This window comes from Streptomyces sp. MK37H (assembly GCF_018035285.1).
Taxonomy (GTDB): Bacteria; Actinomycetota; Actinomycetes; order Streptomycetales; family Streptomycetaceae; genus Streptomyces; species Streptomyces endocoffeicus.
In genome coordinates, this window is the sequence record NZ_JAAAYH010000043.1 from 18,030 (window position 1) to 35,318 (window position 17,289).

Sequence of the window (17,289 nt, forward strand, 5' to 3'; positions counted from 1 at the left end):
TGTGTGAACTAACCCTCATAACAACCCCTAGCTGCCCCCTATGACCCCCTGGAGACCCAAGGAGCGATAGGGGGCAGCCCGGTATTTCGAAACCCTATTGAAGGGTAGAGAAAATCCTGGCCGATATTGGATACGACGTCAATAGCGAAATTCTCGTCAAGCCCTTCCGAGGCCCTTGTTGATGAATGCGAAGAGCTCTTCGTCGCTGGCCGACTGGAGCTGCTCGGCGTCCACCGTGTCCTTCGCCGGGCGCTCCGGCGCCGCCGCGGCGGCGGGCTCGGCGGTGACCGCCGTGCCGTCCGACTCGTTCCACTTCGCCAGCAGCGACTGCAGCCGCATGGTGATCCGGGCCCGGGTGATGTTGTCGGGCGCGGTGCCGGTGAGCGCGGACTCCAGCTTGTCGAGCTCCTCGAGCACCGCGGTGCCGTCGGCCGCCTCGTCGGGCGCGATCCCGGCCCGCAGATAGGCGGCCACGGCGGCCGGGGTCGGGTGGTCGAAGATCAGGCTCGGGGGCAGCTTCAGCCCGCTCGCGGCGCCCAGCCGGTTGCGGAGCTCGACCGCGGTCAGCGAGTCGAAGCCCAGCTCCTTGAAGGCCCGGCCGGCCTCGATGGCCTGGGCGCCGGAGTGGCCCAGCACGGCGGCCACCGCGCTGCGCACCAGATCCAGCAGCACCCGCTCCCGCTCGGTCTCCGGCAGGCCCGCGAGCTGCCCGGCCAGGGCCGTCCCGGCGGCGCCCGCGTCGTCGGTCTCGGCGGCGGCCATCTCCTCGACGACCTCGCGGGCCTCGGGCAGGTCGTGCAGCAGCGGACGCGGCCGGTCGGCGGTGAAGGCGAGGGTGAAGCGCCGCCAGTCCATGTCGATGACGGTCAGCGCGGTCTCGTCCCGGTCCAGCGCGTGCTGGAGCGTGGCGGTGGCCGGCTCCGGCGCCATCTCGTTGATGCCGTGGCGGCGCATCCGGTCGCCGACGGCGCCGTCCACCGTGGCGCCGTCGCCCCACGGGCCGAAGGTCAGCGTGGTGGCGGGCAGCCCGTCCGCGCGGCGCTGCTCGGCGAAGGCGTGCAGGAAGGCGTTGCCGGGCGCCTGGTTGCCCTGACCGGGCGCGCCGAAGGTGGCGGAGAAGTGCGAGCACAGCACGAACGCGGTCAGGTCCAGCTCGCGGGTGAGCTCGTGCAGATGGCGCGTGGCGTCCACCTTCAGCCGCAGCACCCGCTCGACCTGATCCGCGGTCAGCCCCTCGATCACCCCGTCCTCGATGACGGCGGCGGTGTGCACGACGGCCGTCAGCGGCTGGTCGGCCGGGATGGCCGCGAGGGTGTCGGCGAGCGCGGCGCGGTCGGTCACATCGCACGCGGCGAGGGTGACCTTGGCGCCGAGCCCGGTCAGCTCGGCCTCCAGCTCGACCGCCCCGGGGGCGTCCGGGCCCCTGCGGCTCGCCAGGACGAGATGCTCGGCGCCGTTGCGGGCCAGCCACCGCGCGACCTGTGCGCCGAGCCGTCCCGTACCGCCGGTGACCAGCGTGGTGCCGGTCGGCTTCCAGGCCCGTACGGCGGAGGTGTCGGCCAGCGGGGCGCGCACCAGGCGGGGCCCGAAGACGCCCGTGGCACGGATCGCGGCCTGGTCGTCGTCGCCGTCGGAGGCGAGGAGGCCCACCAGCCGGGTCAGGGCGCGCTCGTCGGGCGTGTCGGGCAGGTCGATCAGACCGCCCCAGCGCTCCAGGTGCTCCAGCGCGGCCACCCGGCCCAGACCCCAGACCAGCGCCTGCTCGGGCGCGGCCGGGCGGTCCGTGCCGCCCACGGAGACGGCGCCCCGCGTCAGGCACCACAGCGGCGCGCCGATCCCCGCGTCGCCGAGGGCCTGGATCAGCGCGAGCTGGGCGGCCGTTCCGGCGGGCAGGGAGGCGTGCTCGGGGTGTGCGCCCTCGGCCGGGGCCAGCAGCGAGACCACCCCGGCGAACGCGGCGCCGTCGGCCTCGGCTTCGGCCTCGGCTTCGGCTTCGCCGAGCGCGGTGCGCAGCCGCCCGGCCAGCTCCTCCCGGCCGTCGCCGGCGGTGTCCACGGCGATCCGCCGTACGTCGGCGCCGCGTTCGGCGAGCACACCGGCCACGGCGTCGGTCCAGGTGTCCTCGGCGGCCGGAGTGACGACGAGCCAGGCGCCGGTCAGCCGCGCGGACCGCTCCTCGGCGAGCGGCTTCCACGTCACGCGGTAGCGCCAGCCGTCCACCGTGGACTGCTCACGGGCCTGCTTGCGCCACGACGCCAGGGCGGGCAGGACTGCGCTCATGGGCTGATCGCCCTCGACCGTCAGCTCGGCGGCCAGCGTCTGCCAGTCCTCGGCCTCCACGGCGGCCCAGAACTTCGCCTCCACGGCGTCGTGCCCGCTCTCCCCGGCCGTCCGCGCGGGCGCGGCCTCGGGCCAGTAGCGCTGCCGCTGGAAGGCGTACGTGGGCAGCTCGATCCGGCGCGCGCCGGTGCCGTCGAAAAACGCGTCCCAGTCCACGGCCACACCGCGCGACCACGCCTCGCCGACGGAGGCCCAGAAGCGGTCCAGGCCGCCCTCGTCACGGCGCAGCGACCCGATCGCGGCCGCGTCCACTCCGGCGTCCTCGGCGGTCTCCTGCACACCCATGGTCAGCACCGGGTGGGCGCTGGACTCGATGAACACGCCGAAGCCCTCGTCCAGCAGCCGCCGGACCGCGCCCTCCAGCTCAACCGTGCGGCGGAGATTGGTGAACCAGTACTCGGCGTCCAGCTCCGGACCCTCGGCCCACTCCCCCGTCACCGTCGACAGGAACGGCACCTGGGCGTTCTTCGGCTGTACGGGCGCCAGCAGCTCCAGCAGCTCCTCGCGGAGCAGCTCGACCTGCGCCGAGTGCGAGGCGTAGTCCACCGGCACCCGGCGCGCCCGCACCTCGTCGGCCTCGCAGGACGCCAGCAGTTCGTCCAGCGCGGTCGGCTCACCGGAGACGACCACCGACGAGGGCCCGTTGACCGCCGCGATGGAGATCCGCTCCTCGCCCCAGGGCGCGATGCGCTCGCGCACATCCGCCACCGGGAGCGCCACCGACACCATGCCGCCCTTGCCCGCCAGCACCCGGCCGATCACCTGGCTGCGCAGCGCCACCACACGGGCCGCGTCCTTCAGCGACAGAATCCCCGCCACACACGCGGCGGCGATCTCACCCTGCGAGTGGCCGATCACCGCGGCCGGGACGACGCCCAGCGAACGCCACAGCTCCGCGAGCGACACCATCACCGCGAACAGCACCGGCTGGACCACATCCACCCGGTCCAGCGACGGCGCACCCTCGGCACCCCGCAACACATCCACCAACGACCAGTCGGTGAACTCCGCGAGCGCCGCCGCACACTCCTCGATGTGGGCCGCGAAGACGGGCGAGGCGTCCATCAGCCCCACGCCCATGCGCACCCACTGTGACCCCTGCCCGGGGAAGACGAACGCCGTCTGCCCGGCGACCACGGCGCCCCGTTCCACACCGGCCGCCATGCCGCCCTCGGCCAGGGCGGTCAGCCCGGCCATCAGTTCCTCGCGGTCCCGGCCCTGGACCACACCGCGGTGGTCCAGCGCGGAGCGGGTGGTGGCCAGCGACAGGCCGATGTCCACCGTGCGCAGCGCCGGTTCGTCGTGGAGCCGGTCCAGCAGCCGCCAGGCCTGGGCGCGCAGCGCCGCCTCGCTCTTGCCGGAGAGCACCCACGGCAGCACACCCGGGTGCTTGGACACCAGCTCGACCGGGCCCGGCTCCTCGGCGGGTGCCTGCTCGACGATGGTGTGCGCATTGGTGCCGCTGAAGCCGAAGGAGGAGATGCCCGCACGGCGCGGACGGCCGGTCTCGGGCCACGGCGTGGCCGACCTGACCAGCGCGATCTTCCCCGAGGACCAGTCGATGTGCGGGGACGGCTCGGCGATGTGCAGCGACTCGGGGACGACGCCGTGCCGCATCGCCAGCACCATCTTCATCACCCCGGCGATGCCCGCGGCACCCTGGGTGTGGCCGATGTTGGACTTCACCGAGCCGAGCAGCAGGGGCAGTTCCTCGGGCCGGTCCTGGCCGTAGGTGGCCAGCAGCGCCTGCGCCTCGATCGGGTCGCCCAGCGAGGTGCCCGTGCCATGGGCCTCGACGACGTCCACATCGCCCGCGGACAGCCGCGCGTTGGCCAGCGCCTGCTGGATGACGCGCTGCTGGGAGGGGCCGTTGGGCGCGGTCAGGCCGTTGGACGCGCCGTCCTGGTTGACGGCGGAGCCGCGCACCACGGCCAGCACCTTGTGGCCCAGGCGGCGGGCGTCCGAGAGCCGCTCCAGCAGCAGGACGCCCACGCCCTCGGCCGGGCCGAAGCCGTCGGCGTCCGCCGAGAACGCCTTGCAGCGGCCGTCCTCGGACAGCCCGCGCTGGCGGCTGAACTCGATGAACAGACCCGGGGTGGACATCACATGGACGCCCCCGGCGAGCGCGAGCGAGCATTCGCCGAGCCGCAGCGACTGGACGGCCAGGTGCAGCGCCACCAGGGACGCGGAGCACGCCGTGTCCACCGTGACGGCCGGGCCCTCCAGGCCGAACACGTAGGAGAGCCGGCCGGAGACGACGCTGCTGGCGTTGCCTGTGCCGAGGTGGCCGCCGAAGTCGTCCTCGGCGTCGAGCGCCACCGTCAGATAGTCGGAGGCGTTCATGCCCGCGAAGACACCGGTCCGGCTGCCGCGCAGGGACGCGGGGTCGATCCCGGCCCGCTCGAACGCCTCCCACGACGTCTCCAGCAGCAGCCGCTGCTGCGGGTCCATCGCCATGGCCTCGCGCGGCGAGATCCCGAAGAACGCCGCGTCGAACCGGGTCGCGTCGCCCAGGAACCCACCCTCGCGGGTGTAGGTGGTGTCCGGGGTGTCCGGGTCGGAGTCGAACAGGTTCCGCAGGTCCCAGCCGCGGTCGGCCGGGAACTCCGTCTGCGCCTCGCCGCCGGAGGCCATGAGCTGCCACAGCTCCTCGGGGGTGCTGACACCTCCGGGGAAGCGGCAGCTCATGCCCACGATGGCGATCGGCTCATGAGCCTGGTCGTCGGCCTCCTGCAGCCGCCGGTGGGCGGCGGTGAGGTCGGTGGTGACCTTCTTCAGATATTCGCGGAGCTTGGCTTCGTTCGCAGTCGCCATGGACGTTCACCTATTCGCAATGCTCTTGATCGTCGGGGGGTCCGGATGAGGGTGCTGCCGCGCTTCAGCCGTTACCGAACCTCTTGTCGATGAAGTCGAAGAGCTCGTCGTCACTGACCTCTTCGAACGCTTCCGCCTCGGCGTCCGCCCCGGCGTCGTCCGCGGTGCGACGCACGTCGTTCCACTTCGCCAGCAGCGTCTGCAGGCGCACCGCGATGTTCGCATGCGCGGCCTCGTCCTCCGTCACCGAGACCAGTTCCTCCGGCGTCAGCGAGGACAGGCTGTTCTCCAACCGCTCCAGCTCCTCCAGTACGGGCACTCCGGGGCCCTCGGCCTCCGGCGCCACTTCCTGGCGCAGATGGCGCGCGAGCGCCACCGGCGTCGGGTAGTCGTAGACCAGCGTGGCCGTGAGCTTCAGCCCGGTGGCCGCGTTCAGCCGGTTGCGCAGCTCCACGGCGGTCAGCGAGTCGAAGCCCAGCTCCTTGAACGCTTGCTCGGCGCCCACCTGGTCCTTCGAGGCGTAGCCCAGAACGGCGGCCACCTGACGGCGGACCAGGTCCAGCACGGTCCGCTGCTGCTGGGCCTCCGACTGCCCGGCCAGCCGCTGGGCCAGGGTGCCCTCGCCGGTGTCCGCCACGGCCTCCGGGACGGCGGGGCCACCGGCCGCGGCGCGGCGCACCGGCGTGCGCACCAGGCCGCGGTAGAGCGGCGGCAGCTCCCCGGTGGTGGCGGCGGCGCGCAGCGTCGCCATCTCCAGCCGTACGGGCACCAGCACCGCCTCGTCGGGCACGGCGTGGGCCGCGTCGAACAGGGCGAGCCCCTCCTCCGCGGACAGCGGCAGCACCCCGCCGCGCGCCGCCCGCTTCTGGTCGGCCTCGCCGAGCCTGCCGCCCATGCCCCGCTCCTCGGCCCACATGCCCCACACCAGGGACAGCGCGGTACGGCCGGTGGCGCGGCGGTGGCCGGCGAGGGCGTCGAGGAAGACGTTCGCCGCCGCGTAGCCGCCCTGGCCCGCGCCGCCCAGCGTGCCGGCCGCGGCCGAGAAGAGCACGAAGGCGGACAGGTCCAGATCGCGGGTCAGCTCATGGAGGTTGACCGCCGCGTCGACCTTGGGCCGCAGCACCGTGTCCACCCGCTCGGGCGTCAGCATGTCGATGACGCCGTCGTCGAGGACGCCCGCGGTGTGCACCACGGCCGTCAGCGGACGGTCTGCCGGGATCGTGGCCAGCAGCCCGGCCAGCGCCTCCCGGTCGGCCGCGTCGCACGCGGCGACGGTGGCCCGCGCGCCCAACTCGGCGAGTTCCGCCACCAGTTCGGCCATGCCGTCGGCGGCGGGGCCGCTGCGGCTGGTCAGCAGCAGATGGCGGGCGCCGTACGCGGTGGCCAGATGGCGGGCGAAGAGCCTGCCCAGACCGCCGGTGGCGCCGGTGATCAGCACCGTGCCATCCGGGTCGATGGCCTTGGCGGTTCCGGTGGCGTTGACGACCTTGGCCGTCCCGGCCGCGCCGATGGCCATGGCGGTCCCGGCCACGCCGGGGGCCAGGGCGGTCCCATCCGCGCCGACGGTCTCGGCAGTCCCGGCCGCGCCGACGGTCTCGGCCGTCCCGGCCGCGCCGATGGCCATGGCGGTCCCGGCCACGCCGGTGGCCATGGCGGTCCCATCCACGCCGACGGTCTCGGCAGTCCCGGCCGCGCCGACGGCCATGGCGGTCCCGGCGGCACCGGTGGCCAGGGCGGTCCCATCCGCGCCGACGGTCTCGGCCGTCCCGGCCGCGCCAACGGCCCTGGCGGTCCCGGCGGCACCGGGGGCCATGGCGGTCCCATCCGCGCCAGCGGTCTCGGCAGTCCCGGCCGTGCCAACGGCCCTGGTGGCCGGGGTCGCCTCGGCCCTGGCCAGGCGTGGCGCGTACGCCGTCCCGGCGCGCAGCGCCAGCTCGGGCTCGCCCGAGTCCAGCGCCGCCGCGATCGCCGGGTACGACACCTCGCCGTCCACGTCCAGCAGGACGAACTGGCCCGGGTTCTCCGTCTGCGCGGACCGCAGCAGACCCCACGCCGGGGCGTGCACCAGGTCCGCCACCGCCGCGTCACCGGCCGCGGCGACCGCGCCACGGGTGACCACCACCAGCCGGGCCGCACCGGGCCGACCGCCGTTCAGCCACTCCTGGACCAGGGTCAGGACGCGGTGGGTGGCCGTGTGCGCACCGGCGGCGAGGCCGCCCTCCGCGGCGCCCGGCTCGGGCGGGAACGGCACCAGCACGGTGTCCGGCGCGGGCCCGCCCGCCTCGACCGCCGCGTTCAGCGATACGAGGTCGTCGTGGACCGTGGCACGGAACCCGGCCGTCTCCAGGGCCACGCTCAGCTTGAGCTCATCGCCGCCGATGACGGCGAAGCCCGCCGAAGCGGCCTCGGTGGGCGCCGCCACCGGCGCCCAGTCGATACGGAACAGCGACTCATGGCGGTCGGAGGCGGCCGCACCGGCGATCCGGTCCACCTCCAGCGCCCCGGTCACCAGCGCGTCCACCGACGCCACCGGCGCACCCGACTCATCGGCCGCCACCATCGACACCGCGCCGTCCTCGGTCAGCGCGAGCCGTACGCGCAGCGCCTCGGCGCCCACCGCGTACAGACTCACCCCACGCCAGGAGCGCGCCACCGCGGCACCGCCCGCGCCCAGCGCCAGCGGCTGCAACGCGCCGTCCAGCAGGGCCGGGTGCAGGGCGAAGCGGGCCGCCTCGGGCTGCCGCTCCTCCGCGATACGCACCTCCGCGAACACCTCCTCGCCACGCCGCCAGACGCGGCGCAGGCTCTGGAACGCCGGGCCGTGCAGCAGTCCGGCGCGCGCCATGCTCGCGTACAGCTCATCGGTGTCGACCGGCTCCGCGTCGGCGGGCGGCCAGACGGACAGCGGCTCGGCGCCGCCACCCGCAGGGGTGCCACCCGCAGGGGCCTCGGAGGCGGCCACACCGGCGGCGTGCCGGGTCCACGGCCGGTCCGCCTCCGAGCGCTCGTCACGCCCGTACACGGCCAGCGGACGACGACCGGCGTCGTCCGGCTCGCCGACCGACACCCGCAGCCGCACCCCGCCGCGCTCCGGCAGGACCAGCGGCTCGTCCAGGGTCAGCTCCTCCAGCAGCGCACAGCCCACATGGTCCCCGGCGCGCACCGCCAGCTCCACGAACGCCGAGCCCGGCAGCACGGCCGTGTCCGCGACCGTGTGGTCCGCCAGCCACCCGTGCGAGGCGAGCGACAGCCGACCGGAGAACACATACGCGTCCGCGTCGGGCAGTTCCACCGCCGCGCCCAACAGCGGGTGATCGGCCGAGCCGAGCCCCGCCGAGGCCACCTCGTCCAGGCTCAGCTGGGCGTCGACCCAGTACCGGCCGCGCTGGAAGGCGTACGTCGGCAGCGCGACCTTCCGCGCACCCGTACCGGCGAAGAACGCCTCCCAGTCCGGGGCCGGGCCACGGACGTACAGCCGGGCCAGCGCGCCCGTCACCGCCTCGGCCTCCGGCCTGCCCTTGCGCAGCGCGGGCAGCAGCTCGGCCGCGTCGGGCTCGGCCAGGCAGTCCTGCGCCATGGCGGTGAGGACACCGTCGGGGCCGAGCTCGACGTACGTGGTGACGCCTCGGGCTTCCAACGTCCGTACGCCATCGAGGAAACGGACCGCCTCGCGGACGTGGCGCACCCAGAAGTCGGCCGTCGTGATCTCCTCGGCGGAGACCACGCCACCGGTCAGGTTGGACACGATCGGGATACGCGGGGCCTCGTACGACAGCCCCTCGGCCACCTCGCGGAACGCCTCCAACATCCCGTCCATGCGCGGGGAGTGGAACGCGTGGCTGACCGTGAGCCGCTTGGTCTTGCGGCCCTGGGCCTCGAAACCGGCCGCGATCTCCAGAGCCGCGTCCTCATCGCCCGCGATGACCACCGACGACGGCCCGTTGAGCGCGGCGATCGACACCCGCTCGGTGAGCAACGGCGCGACCTCGTCCTCGGACGCCTGGATGGCAATCATCGCGCCACCGGCCGGGAGCTCCTGCATCAGCCGGCCACGCGCCGCGACCAACTTCGCCGCATCCGCCAGCGAGAGCACATCCGCCACATGTGCAGCGGCCAGCTCACCGATCGAGTGCCCGGACAGGAAGTCCGCCTTCAGACCCCACGCCTCGACCAACCGGAACAGCGCCACCTCGACCGCGAACAGCGCGGGCTGAGTGAAACCCGTCTGATCCAGCGCGGAGGCGTCCTCCCCGAACAGCACATCCCGCAGCGGCCGCTCCAGGTGCGCGTCCAGGTGGGCGCACACCTCGTCCAGCGCGTCCGCGAACACCGGGAAGGCGTCGTACAGCTCACGGCCCATGCCGAGCCGCTGGCTGCCCTGTCCCGTGAACAGGAACGCCACCTTGCCACCGGTCACCGAGCCCTCGACCAGGCCCGGCACCTCGGACTCGCCCCGCGCCAGCGCCGCGAGACCCGTCAGCAGCCCGGCCCCGCTGTCCGCGGTGAGCACGGCCCGGTGGTCCAGGGCGGCGCGGGTCGTGGCCAGCGAGTAGGCCACATCGGTGGCGTCCGGAGCGGTCTCGCCGCCGAGGTGGGCCAGGAGCCGTTCGGCCTGACCGCGTACGGCGGCCGGGGACTTGCCCGACAGCACCCACGGCACCGTCGACAGCTCCACCGCCGGAGCGGCGGCCGGGCTCTCCTCCGGTTCCGGGGCCTGCTCCAGCAACGTGTGCGCGTTGGTGCCGCTGATGCCGAACGCCGACACCGCCGCCCGGCGCGGACGGCCGGTCTCCGGCCACTCCCGCGCCTCGGTCAGCAGCTCCAGCTCACCGGCGGACCAGTCGACATGCGGGGTCGGCTCGTCCACGTGCAGCGTCGGCGGCAGCACACCGTGGCGCAGCGCCAGCACCATCTTCATCACACCGGCGACACCGGCCGCGGCCTGCGTGTGCCCGATGTTGGACTTGATGGAGCCGAGCCACAGCGGTCGGCCCTCCTCGCGGTCCTGGCCGTAGGTGGCCAGCAGCGCCTGCGCCTCGATCGGGTCACCCAGCGTCGTACCGGTGCCGTGGGCCTCGACCGCGTCCACCTCGGACGCCGACAGACCCGCACCCGCCAGCGCCTGCCGGATCACCCGCTGCTGCGAGGGACCATTCGGCGCGGTGAGGCCGTTGCTGGCGCCATCCTGGTTGATCGCGGAGCCGCGCACGACCGCCAGCACCTCATGACCGTTGCGCCGGGCATCCGACAGCCGCTCCACGAGCAGCATGCCCACACCCTCGCCCCAGCCGGTGCCATCCGCACCCGCCGCGAACGCCTTGATCCGGCCGTCCGCAGCCAGCCCACGCTGACGACTGAAGTCCACGAACGAACCCGCCGTCGACATCACCGTCACACCACCGGCCAACGCCAATGAGCACTCACCCGCACGCAACGCCTGAATCGCCCAGTGCAACGCCACCAACGACGATGAACACGCCGTGTCCACCGTCACCGCCGGGCCTTCCAGGCCCAGCGCGTACGACACCCGGCCCGACATCACACTCGCCGCGTTACCCGTCCCCATGAAGCCATCGCCGCCGTCCGGCGAGTGGAGGACGAGCGACATGTAGTCCTGGCCGTTGGTGCCCGCGAACACGCCGACCTGCTGGCCGCGCAGCGTGGTCGGATCGATCCCGGCCCGCTCGAACGCCTCCCAGGACGTCTCCAGCAGCAGCCGCTGCTGCGGGTCCATGGCCAGCGCCTCACGCGGCGAGATGCCGAAGAACGCCGCGTCGAAGTCCCCGGCGTCCGCCAGGAATCCGCCCTCGCGGACATAGCTGGTGTGCTCGGTGGCCGAGTCCGGGTCGTACAGCGCCTCCAGGTCCCAGCCACGGTCGGCCGGGAAGCCCGTCACCGCGTCCTGCCCGGAGACCAGCAGCCGCCACAGCTCCTCCGGCGACCGCACACCGCCCGGGAAGCGGCAGCTCATCCCGACGATCGCGATGGGATCGTCGGCGACGGCCACCGCCGTGGACGGCACACCGGCCACCGTGTCGGCCGCGCTCTCGTCGCCCAGGATCTCCGTACGGAGATGGGCGGCGAGTGCCGAGGACGACGGGTAGTCGTACACCAGGGTGGGCGGCAGCCGCAGCCCGGTCACGGTGTTCAGCCGGTTGCGCAGCTCCACCGCCGTCAGCGAGTCGAAGCCCAGGTCCCGGAAGGCCCGGTCCGCCTCGACTGCCTCCGCGTCGGAGTGGCCCAGCACATCGGCCACGGCCGAGCGCACCAGGTCCAGCAGCATCCGCTCGCGCTCCGCCGCCGGGACCCCCGCGAACCGCTGGGTCAGCGAGGACTCGTCCGCGCCGCCACCGGCCGTACGGGCCGTACGCCCGCCCTCGGCGTCCAGCGCCGTACGCGCCTCGGGCAGCTCCAGCAGCAGCGGGCTCGGCCGGGAGGCGGTGAAGCCGGGGGCCAGCCGCTCCCAGTCGATGTCCGCGACCGTCACCGCGGTCTCGTCCAGGTCCAGGGCCCGCTGCAGCGCGGCGATGGCCAGGTCCGCCGCCATCGGCGGCACCCCGGCGCGGCGCATGCGCTGCTCCAGCGCGTCGTCCGCGGCCATTCCGCCCTCGGCCCACGGGCCCCAGGCCACCGAGGTGGCGGGCAGGCCCTCGGCCCGGCGGCGCTCGGCGAGCGCGTCCAGGAAGGCGTTGGCGGCGGCGTAGTTGGCCTGACCGGCGGCGCCGATCGAGCCCGCGAACGAGGAGAACAGGACGAAGGCCGTCAGGTCCAGGTCCCGCGTCAGCTCGTGCAGATTGGCCGCCGCGTCGGCCTTGGCGCGCAGGACGGTGGCGAAGCGCTCGGGGGTCAGCGACTCCAGAACGCCGTCGTCCAGCACCCCGGCCGCGTGCACCACGGCCGTCAGCGGCAGTTCGGCCGGGAGCCCGGCCACCAGCGCGGCCAGCGCCTCACGGTCGGCGGCGTCGCAGGCGGCGACGCTGACCCGGGCGCCCGAGGCGGCGAGTTCGTCCCGCAACTCGGCCGCGCCCGGGGCGTCGAGGCCACTGCGGCTGGTGAGCACCACGTGTTCGGCGCCCTTGTCGATCAGCCAGCGGGCCACATGCGCGCCCAGCGCGCCCGTACCGCCCGTCACCAGCACCGAACCCGCGCCCGGCCGCCAGTCGCGGCCACGCTCGGTCTTGGCAGTCGTGGCGGTCTTGCCAGTCTTGGCGGTCCTGGCCGTCCTGGCAGCGGTCTCGGCGGCCCGGGTCAGCCGGCGGCCGAAGACACCGGAGGCGCGCACCGCCACCTGGTCCTCGCCCTCGCCACCGGCCAGCACGCCCGCGAGCCGGGACAGCGCACGGTCGTCCACCGTCTCCGGCAGATCGACCAGACCGCCCCACCGCTCGGCCAGTTCCAGGGCCGCGACCCGGCCCAGGCCCCAGACCCGCGCCTGCCACGGGTCCACCGGACCGTCCGCCCGGCCGGTCGAGACCGCGCCGCGCGTGGCGACCCACAGCGGCGCGTCCACGGCCAGATCGCCCAGCGCCTGCGTCAGGGCGGCCGTGCGGAGCAGCCCGTCGGCCCCCTCCGTCAGGGACGGCAGCGCGATCACCCCGGCCACCGGCGCGTCGGCGACCGCCTCGCGCAGCAGCTCGGCCATGCCCGTACGGTCTTCGGCGGTCAGCTCGACCGTTCGCACCTCGGCGCCGCGTGCGGCCAGCGTCCGTACGACACCCTCGGCCAGTGCGCCGTCCGCCCCGCCGTCCGTCGCGTCGGCCGGGGCGACGACCAGCCAGCGGCCGGTCAGCGTCCCCTCGGCGCGGGCGGCCACCGGCTTCCAGGTCACCTGGTAGCGCCAGGCGTCCACGGTGGACCGCTCGCCCTGGCGGCGCCGCCACGAGGACAGCATCGGCAGGACGGCGCCCAGCGACGAGAGCGCGTCGGCGTCCGCGTCCTCGGACTGGAGCGTCCCGGCCAGGGCCTCCAAGTCCTCGCGCTCGACGGCCTCCCAGAACCGCGCGTCCACGGAATCCATGGCCGCGACGGCCTCGCGGACCTCCTCCGGGTTCTCGACCCAGAAGCGCTGCCGCTGGAAGGCGTAGGTCGGCAGCTCGACCGCGCGGGCTCCGGTACCGGCGAAGAACGCCGCCCAGTCCAGGGTCAGCCCCCGCGTGTGCAGCGCGGCGAGCGCCGCCGTCAGCGCCACCGGCTCGGTACGCCCCTTGCGGAGCGCCGGGACGAAGGCGGCGGCATCGCCCGACACGCACTCCTGGGCCATGGCGGTGAGCACACCGTCGGGGCCCAACTCGACGTAGGTGGTGACGCCCTGCGTTTCCAACGTCCTTACACCATCGAGGAAACGGACGGCCTCGCGGACGTGGCGCACCCAGAAGTCGGCGGTCGCGATCTTCTCGGCGGAGACCACATTCCCGGTGAGGTTGGAGACGATCGGGATACGCGGGGCCTCGTACGTCAGCCCCTGTGCCACCTCGCGGAACGCGTCCAACATGTTGTCCATGCGCGGCGAGTGGAACGCATGGCTCACGGTGAGCCGCTTGGTCTTACGACCCTGCGCCTCGAAACCGGCCGCGATCTCCAGCGCCGGGTCCTCGTCACCCGCGATGACCACCGACGTCGGGCCGTTCAGGGCGGCGATCGAGACGCGCTCGGTAAGCAGCGGCGCCACCTCGTCCTCCGACGCCTGGACGGCAATCATCGCGCCGCCCGCAGGCAGCTCCTGCATCAAACGGCCACGCGCAGCCACCAACTTCGCGGCATCCGCGAGCGAGAGCACACCCGCCACATGCGCGGCGGCCAACTCACCAATGGAGTGCCCGGAGAGGAAATCGGGCCGCAGCCCCCACGCCTCCGAAACCAGCCGGAACAACGCCACCTCGACCGCGAACAACGCGGGCTGAGTGAACCCCGTCTGATCCAGCGCATCGGCGTCATCCCCGAACAGCACCGGCTTCAACGGCCGTTCAAGGTGCTGGTCCAGCTCATCGCACACCTCGTCCAGCGCCTCCGCGAACACCGGGTAGGCGTCGTACAGCTCACGCCCCATCCCCAGCCGCTGGCTGCCCTGCCCCGTGAACAGGAAGGCCACCTTGCCGCCCTCGGCCACCGTTCCCTGGATCAGCCCGGCCGCCGACTCGCCACGCGCGAGCGCCTCCAGGCCGGACAGCAGCCCGGCGCGGTCCTCGCCAACGACCACCGCGCGCCGCTCAAGCGCCGCCCGGCCCGTCGCCAGCGAGTGGCCGACGTCCGTGGTGTCCAGCTCGGGGTGGGTGGCGAGGTGGGCGAGGAGCCGTTCGGCCTGGCCGCGCAGGGCGGCCTCGGACTTGCCCGAGAGCGCCCACGGCACCGTCGGCAGCTCCGCCACCGGACGACCGGTCGCGGGGGTCTCCTCCGGAGCGGGGGCCGGGGGCTGCTCCAGGATGGTGTGGGCGTTCGTACCGCTCACGCCGAACGACGAGATGGCCGCCCGGCGGGGCCGGTCGAGCTCCGGCCACGGCCGGGCCTCGGTCAGCAGCTCGAGATCGCCCGCCGCCCAGTCCACATGCGGGGTGGGCTCGTCGATGTGCAGGGTCCGCGGAAGCACCCCGTGACGCATCGCCATGATCATCTTGATGATGCCCGCGACACCCGCGGCGGCCTGGGTGTGGCCGATGTTGGACTTCAGCGAGCCCAACCACAGCGGCTGCCCCTCCGGCCGGTTGCGGCCGTAGGTGGCGAGCAGGGCCTGGGCCTCTATCGGGTCGCCCAGCGTCGTACCCGTGCCGTGCGCCTCCACCACATCGACATCGGCGGTGGTGAGCCGGGCGCTGGTGAGCGCGTCACGGATGACGCGCTGCTGGGACGGGCCGTTGGGCGCCGTCAGGCCGTTGGAGGCGCCGTCCTGGTTGATGGCGGAGCCCCGCACGATCGCCAGCACGCGGTGGCCGTTGCGCCGCGCGTCCGACAGCCGCTCGACGAGCAGCATGCCCGCGCCCTCGGCCCAGCCCGTGCCGTCCGCCGAGGCGGCGAAGGACTTGCAGCGGCCGTCGGTGGAGAGCCCCTGCTGGCGGCTGAAGTCGATGAACGTGTCCGGGGTGGCCATGACGGTCACACCACCGGCCAGCGCCAGCGAGCACTCACCGTTGCGCAGCGCCTGCGCGGCCAGGTGCAGCGCCACCAGCGACGACGAACACGCCGTGTCGATGGTGACAGCCGGGCCCTCGAGACCGAAGGTGTACGCCACCCGGCCCGAGGCGATGCTGCCCGCGCCGCCGGTGCCGAGGTAGCCCTCGAGCCCCTCGGGGACGGCGGTCAGCCGGGTCAGATAGTCGTGGTACATGACGCCCGCGAACACACCGGTCTTGCTGCCGCGTACGGCCGCCGGGTCGATGCCCGCGCGCTCGAACGCCTCCCATGAGGTCTCCAGCAGCAGCCGCTGCTGCGGGTCCATCGCCATGGCCTCGCGCGGGTTGATCCCGAAGAAGTCCGGGTCGAAGTCGGCGGCGTCGTGCAGGAAGCCGCCCTCGCGGGTGTAGCTGGTGCCCACCTGGTCGGGGTCGTCGCTGTAGAGCGCGTCGAGGTCCCAGCCACGGTCCACGGGGAAGTCGGAGATGGCGTCGGTGGCGCCGATGACGAGCTGCCACAGCTCCTCGGGGGTAGTGACCCCGCCCGGGTAGCGGCAGCTCATACCGACGATGGCGATCGGATCGTCCTCGGTGACGGCCGCCACCGGGACCGGGGTGTGCACCTCCGCCGACTCCTCGCCCACCAGCTCGGTCCGCAGATGGCGGGCCAGGACCTGCGGGTCCGGGTAGTCGAAGATGAGCGTCGCGGGCAACCGCAGCCCGGTGACCGTGTTGAGCTGGTTGCGCAGCTCGACAGCCGTCAGCGAGTCGAAGCCCAGGTCCTTGAACGCCCGCCCGGAGCCGATGGTCTCCGCGCCCGCGTAGTCGAGCACGGTCGCCACCTGCGCCCGGACCAGATCCAGCAGCAGCCGCTCCTGCTCAGCCGTGCTCAGCCCGGCGAGCCGTGCGGCAAGCCCGGTCTCGCCGCCCGCCGCGACCGCGTCCACCGCGCGCCGCGCCGGGCCCCGCACCAGGCCGCGCAGCAGCGGCGAGACGGCGGGCTGGTTGCGCAGTGCCGCGAGGTCCAGGCGCATCGGCACCAGCGACGCCTCGTCGACGGTCAGCGCGGCGTCGAAGAGCCGCAACCCCTCGGCCACCGGCAGCGGGGGCACTCCGGCCCGCCGCATCCGGGTGATGTCGGCCTCGTCCAGGGTGTCGCCCATGCCACCACCGGCCCACAGGCCCCACGCCAGCGCGGTGGCCGGCAGGCCCTGGGCGGCGCGGTGCTGGGCGAGGGCGTCCAGGAAGGCGTTGGCGGCCGCGTAGTTGCCCTGCCCCGGGCCGCCGAACACACCGGCGGCCGAGGAGAACAGCAGGAACGCCGACAGGTCGAGGTCCCGGGTCAGCTCATGCAGGTTCCAGGCCGCGTCCGCCTTCGGGCGCAGGACGTGGTCGACGCGCTCGGGGGTGAGCGAGCCGATCACACCGTCGTCCAGCACACCGGCCGTGTGCACGACCGCCGTCAGCGGGTGCTCGGCGGGGATGGCGGCGAGGGCCGCGGCGAGCGCGTCCCGGTCCGCCACATCACATGCCGCCCAGCGCACCTCGGCGCCCAACTCGGCCAGTTCGGTTGCGAGTTCACTCGCACCCGGCGCCTCGCCGCCGCGACGGCTCGCCAGCAGCAGATGCCGTACGCCACGCTCGGCCACCAAGTGGCGGGCGAACAGGCCGCCCAGTGAACCGGACGCGCCGGTGACCAGCACCGTGCCGTCCGGGTTCCACTCCGGGGCCTCGCTGTCGGCCACCGACGCGGCGCGGGCCAGGCGTGGCGTCTTGAGGACGCCCTCCCGCACCGCGGCCTCGGCCTCGCCGCTCGCGAGCACGGCGGGCAGCGCGGCCCGCGAGTCGTCATGGCCGTCGAGGTCGATCAGGACGAAGCGGTCCGGGTTCTCGGACTGGGCGGAGCGGACCAGACCGCGTACGGCGGCGCCCGCGAGGTCCGCCACCGGCTCACCAGTCTCGGTGGCCACGGCCCCCGAGGTCAGCAGGACCAGACGGGAGTCCGTGAAGCGGTCGTCGGCCAGCCAGGACT

The 17,289-nt window shown here is 74.1% G+C and carries 2 protein-coding genes; both read right to left on the reverse strand.

All coding sequences use genetic code 11. From position 1 onward, the window contains the following. Nucleotides 1–156: 156 nt before the first annotated feature. On the reverse strand, nucleotides 157–5,154 hold the full coding sequence (locus tag GWI24_RS46105; RefSeq protein ID WP_210945450.1) for a type I polyketide synthase: 4,998 nt from the start codon (nucleotides 5,152–5,154) through the stop codon (nucleotides 157–159). A 64-nt stretch (nucleotides 5,155–5,218) separates the two neighbouring features. Beyond that, the coding region (locus GWI24_RS09540; protein ID WP_210945451.1) for a type I polyketide synthase at nucleotides 5,219–17,289 on the reverse strand (12,071 nt) is incomplete at its 5' end.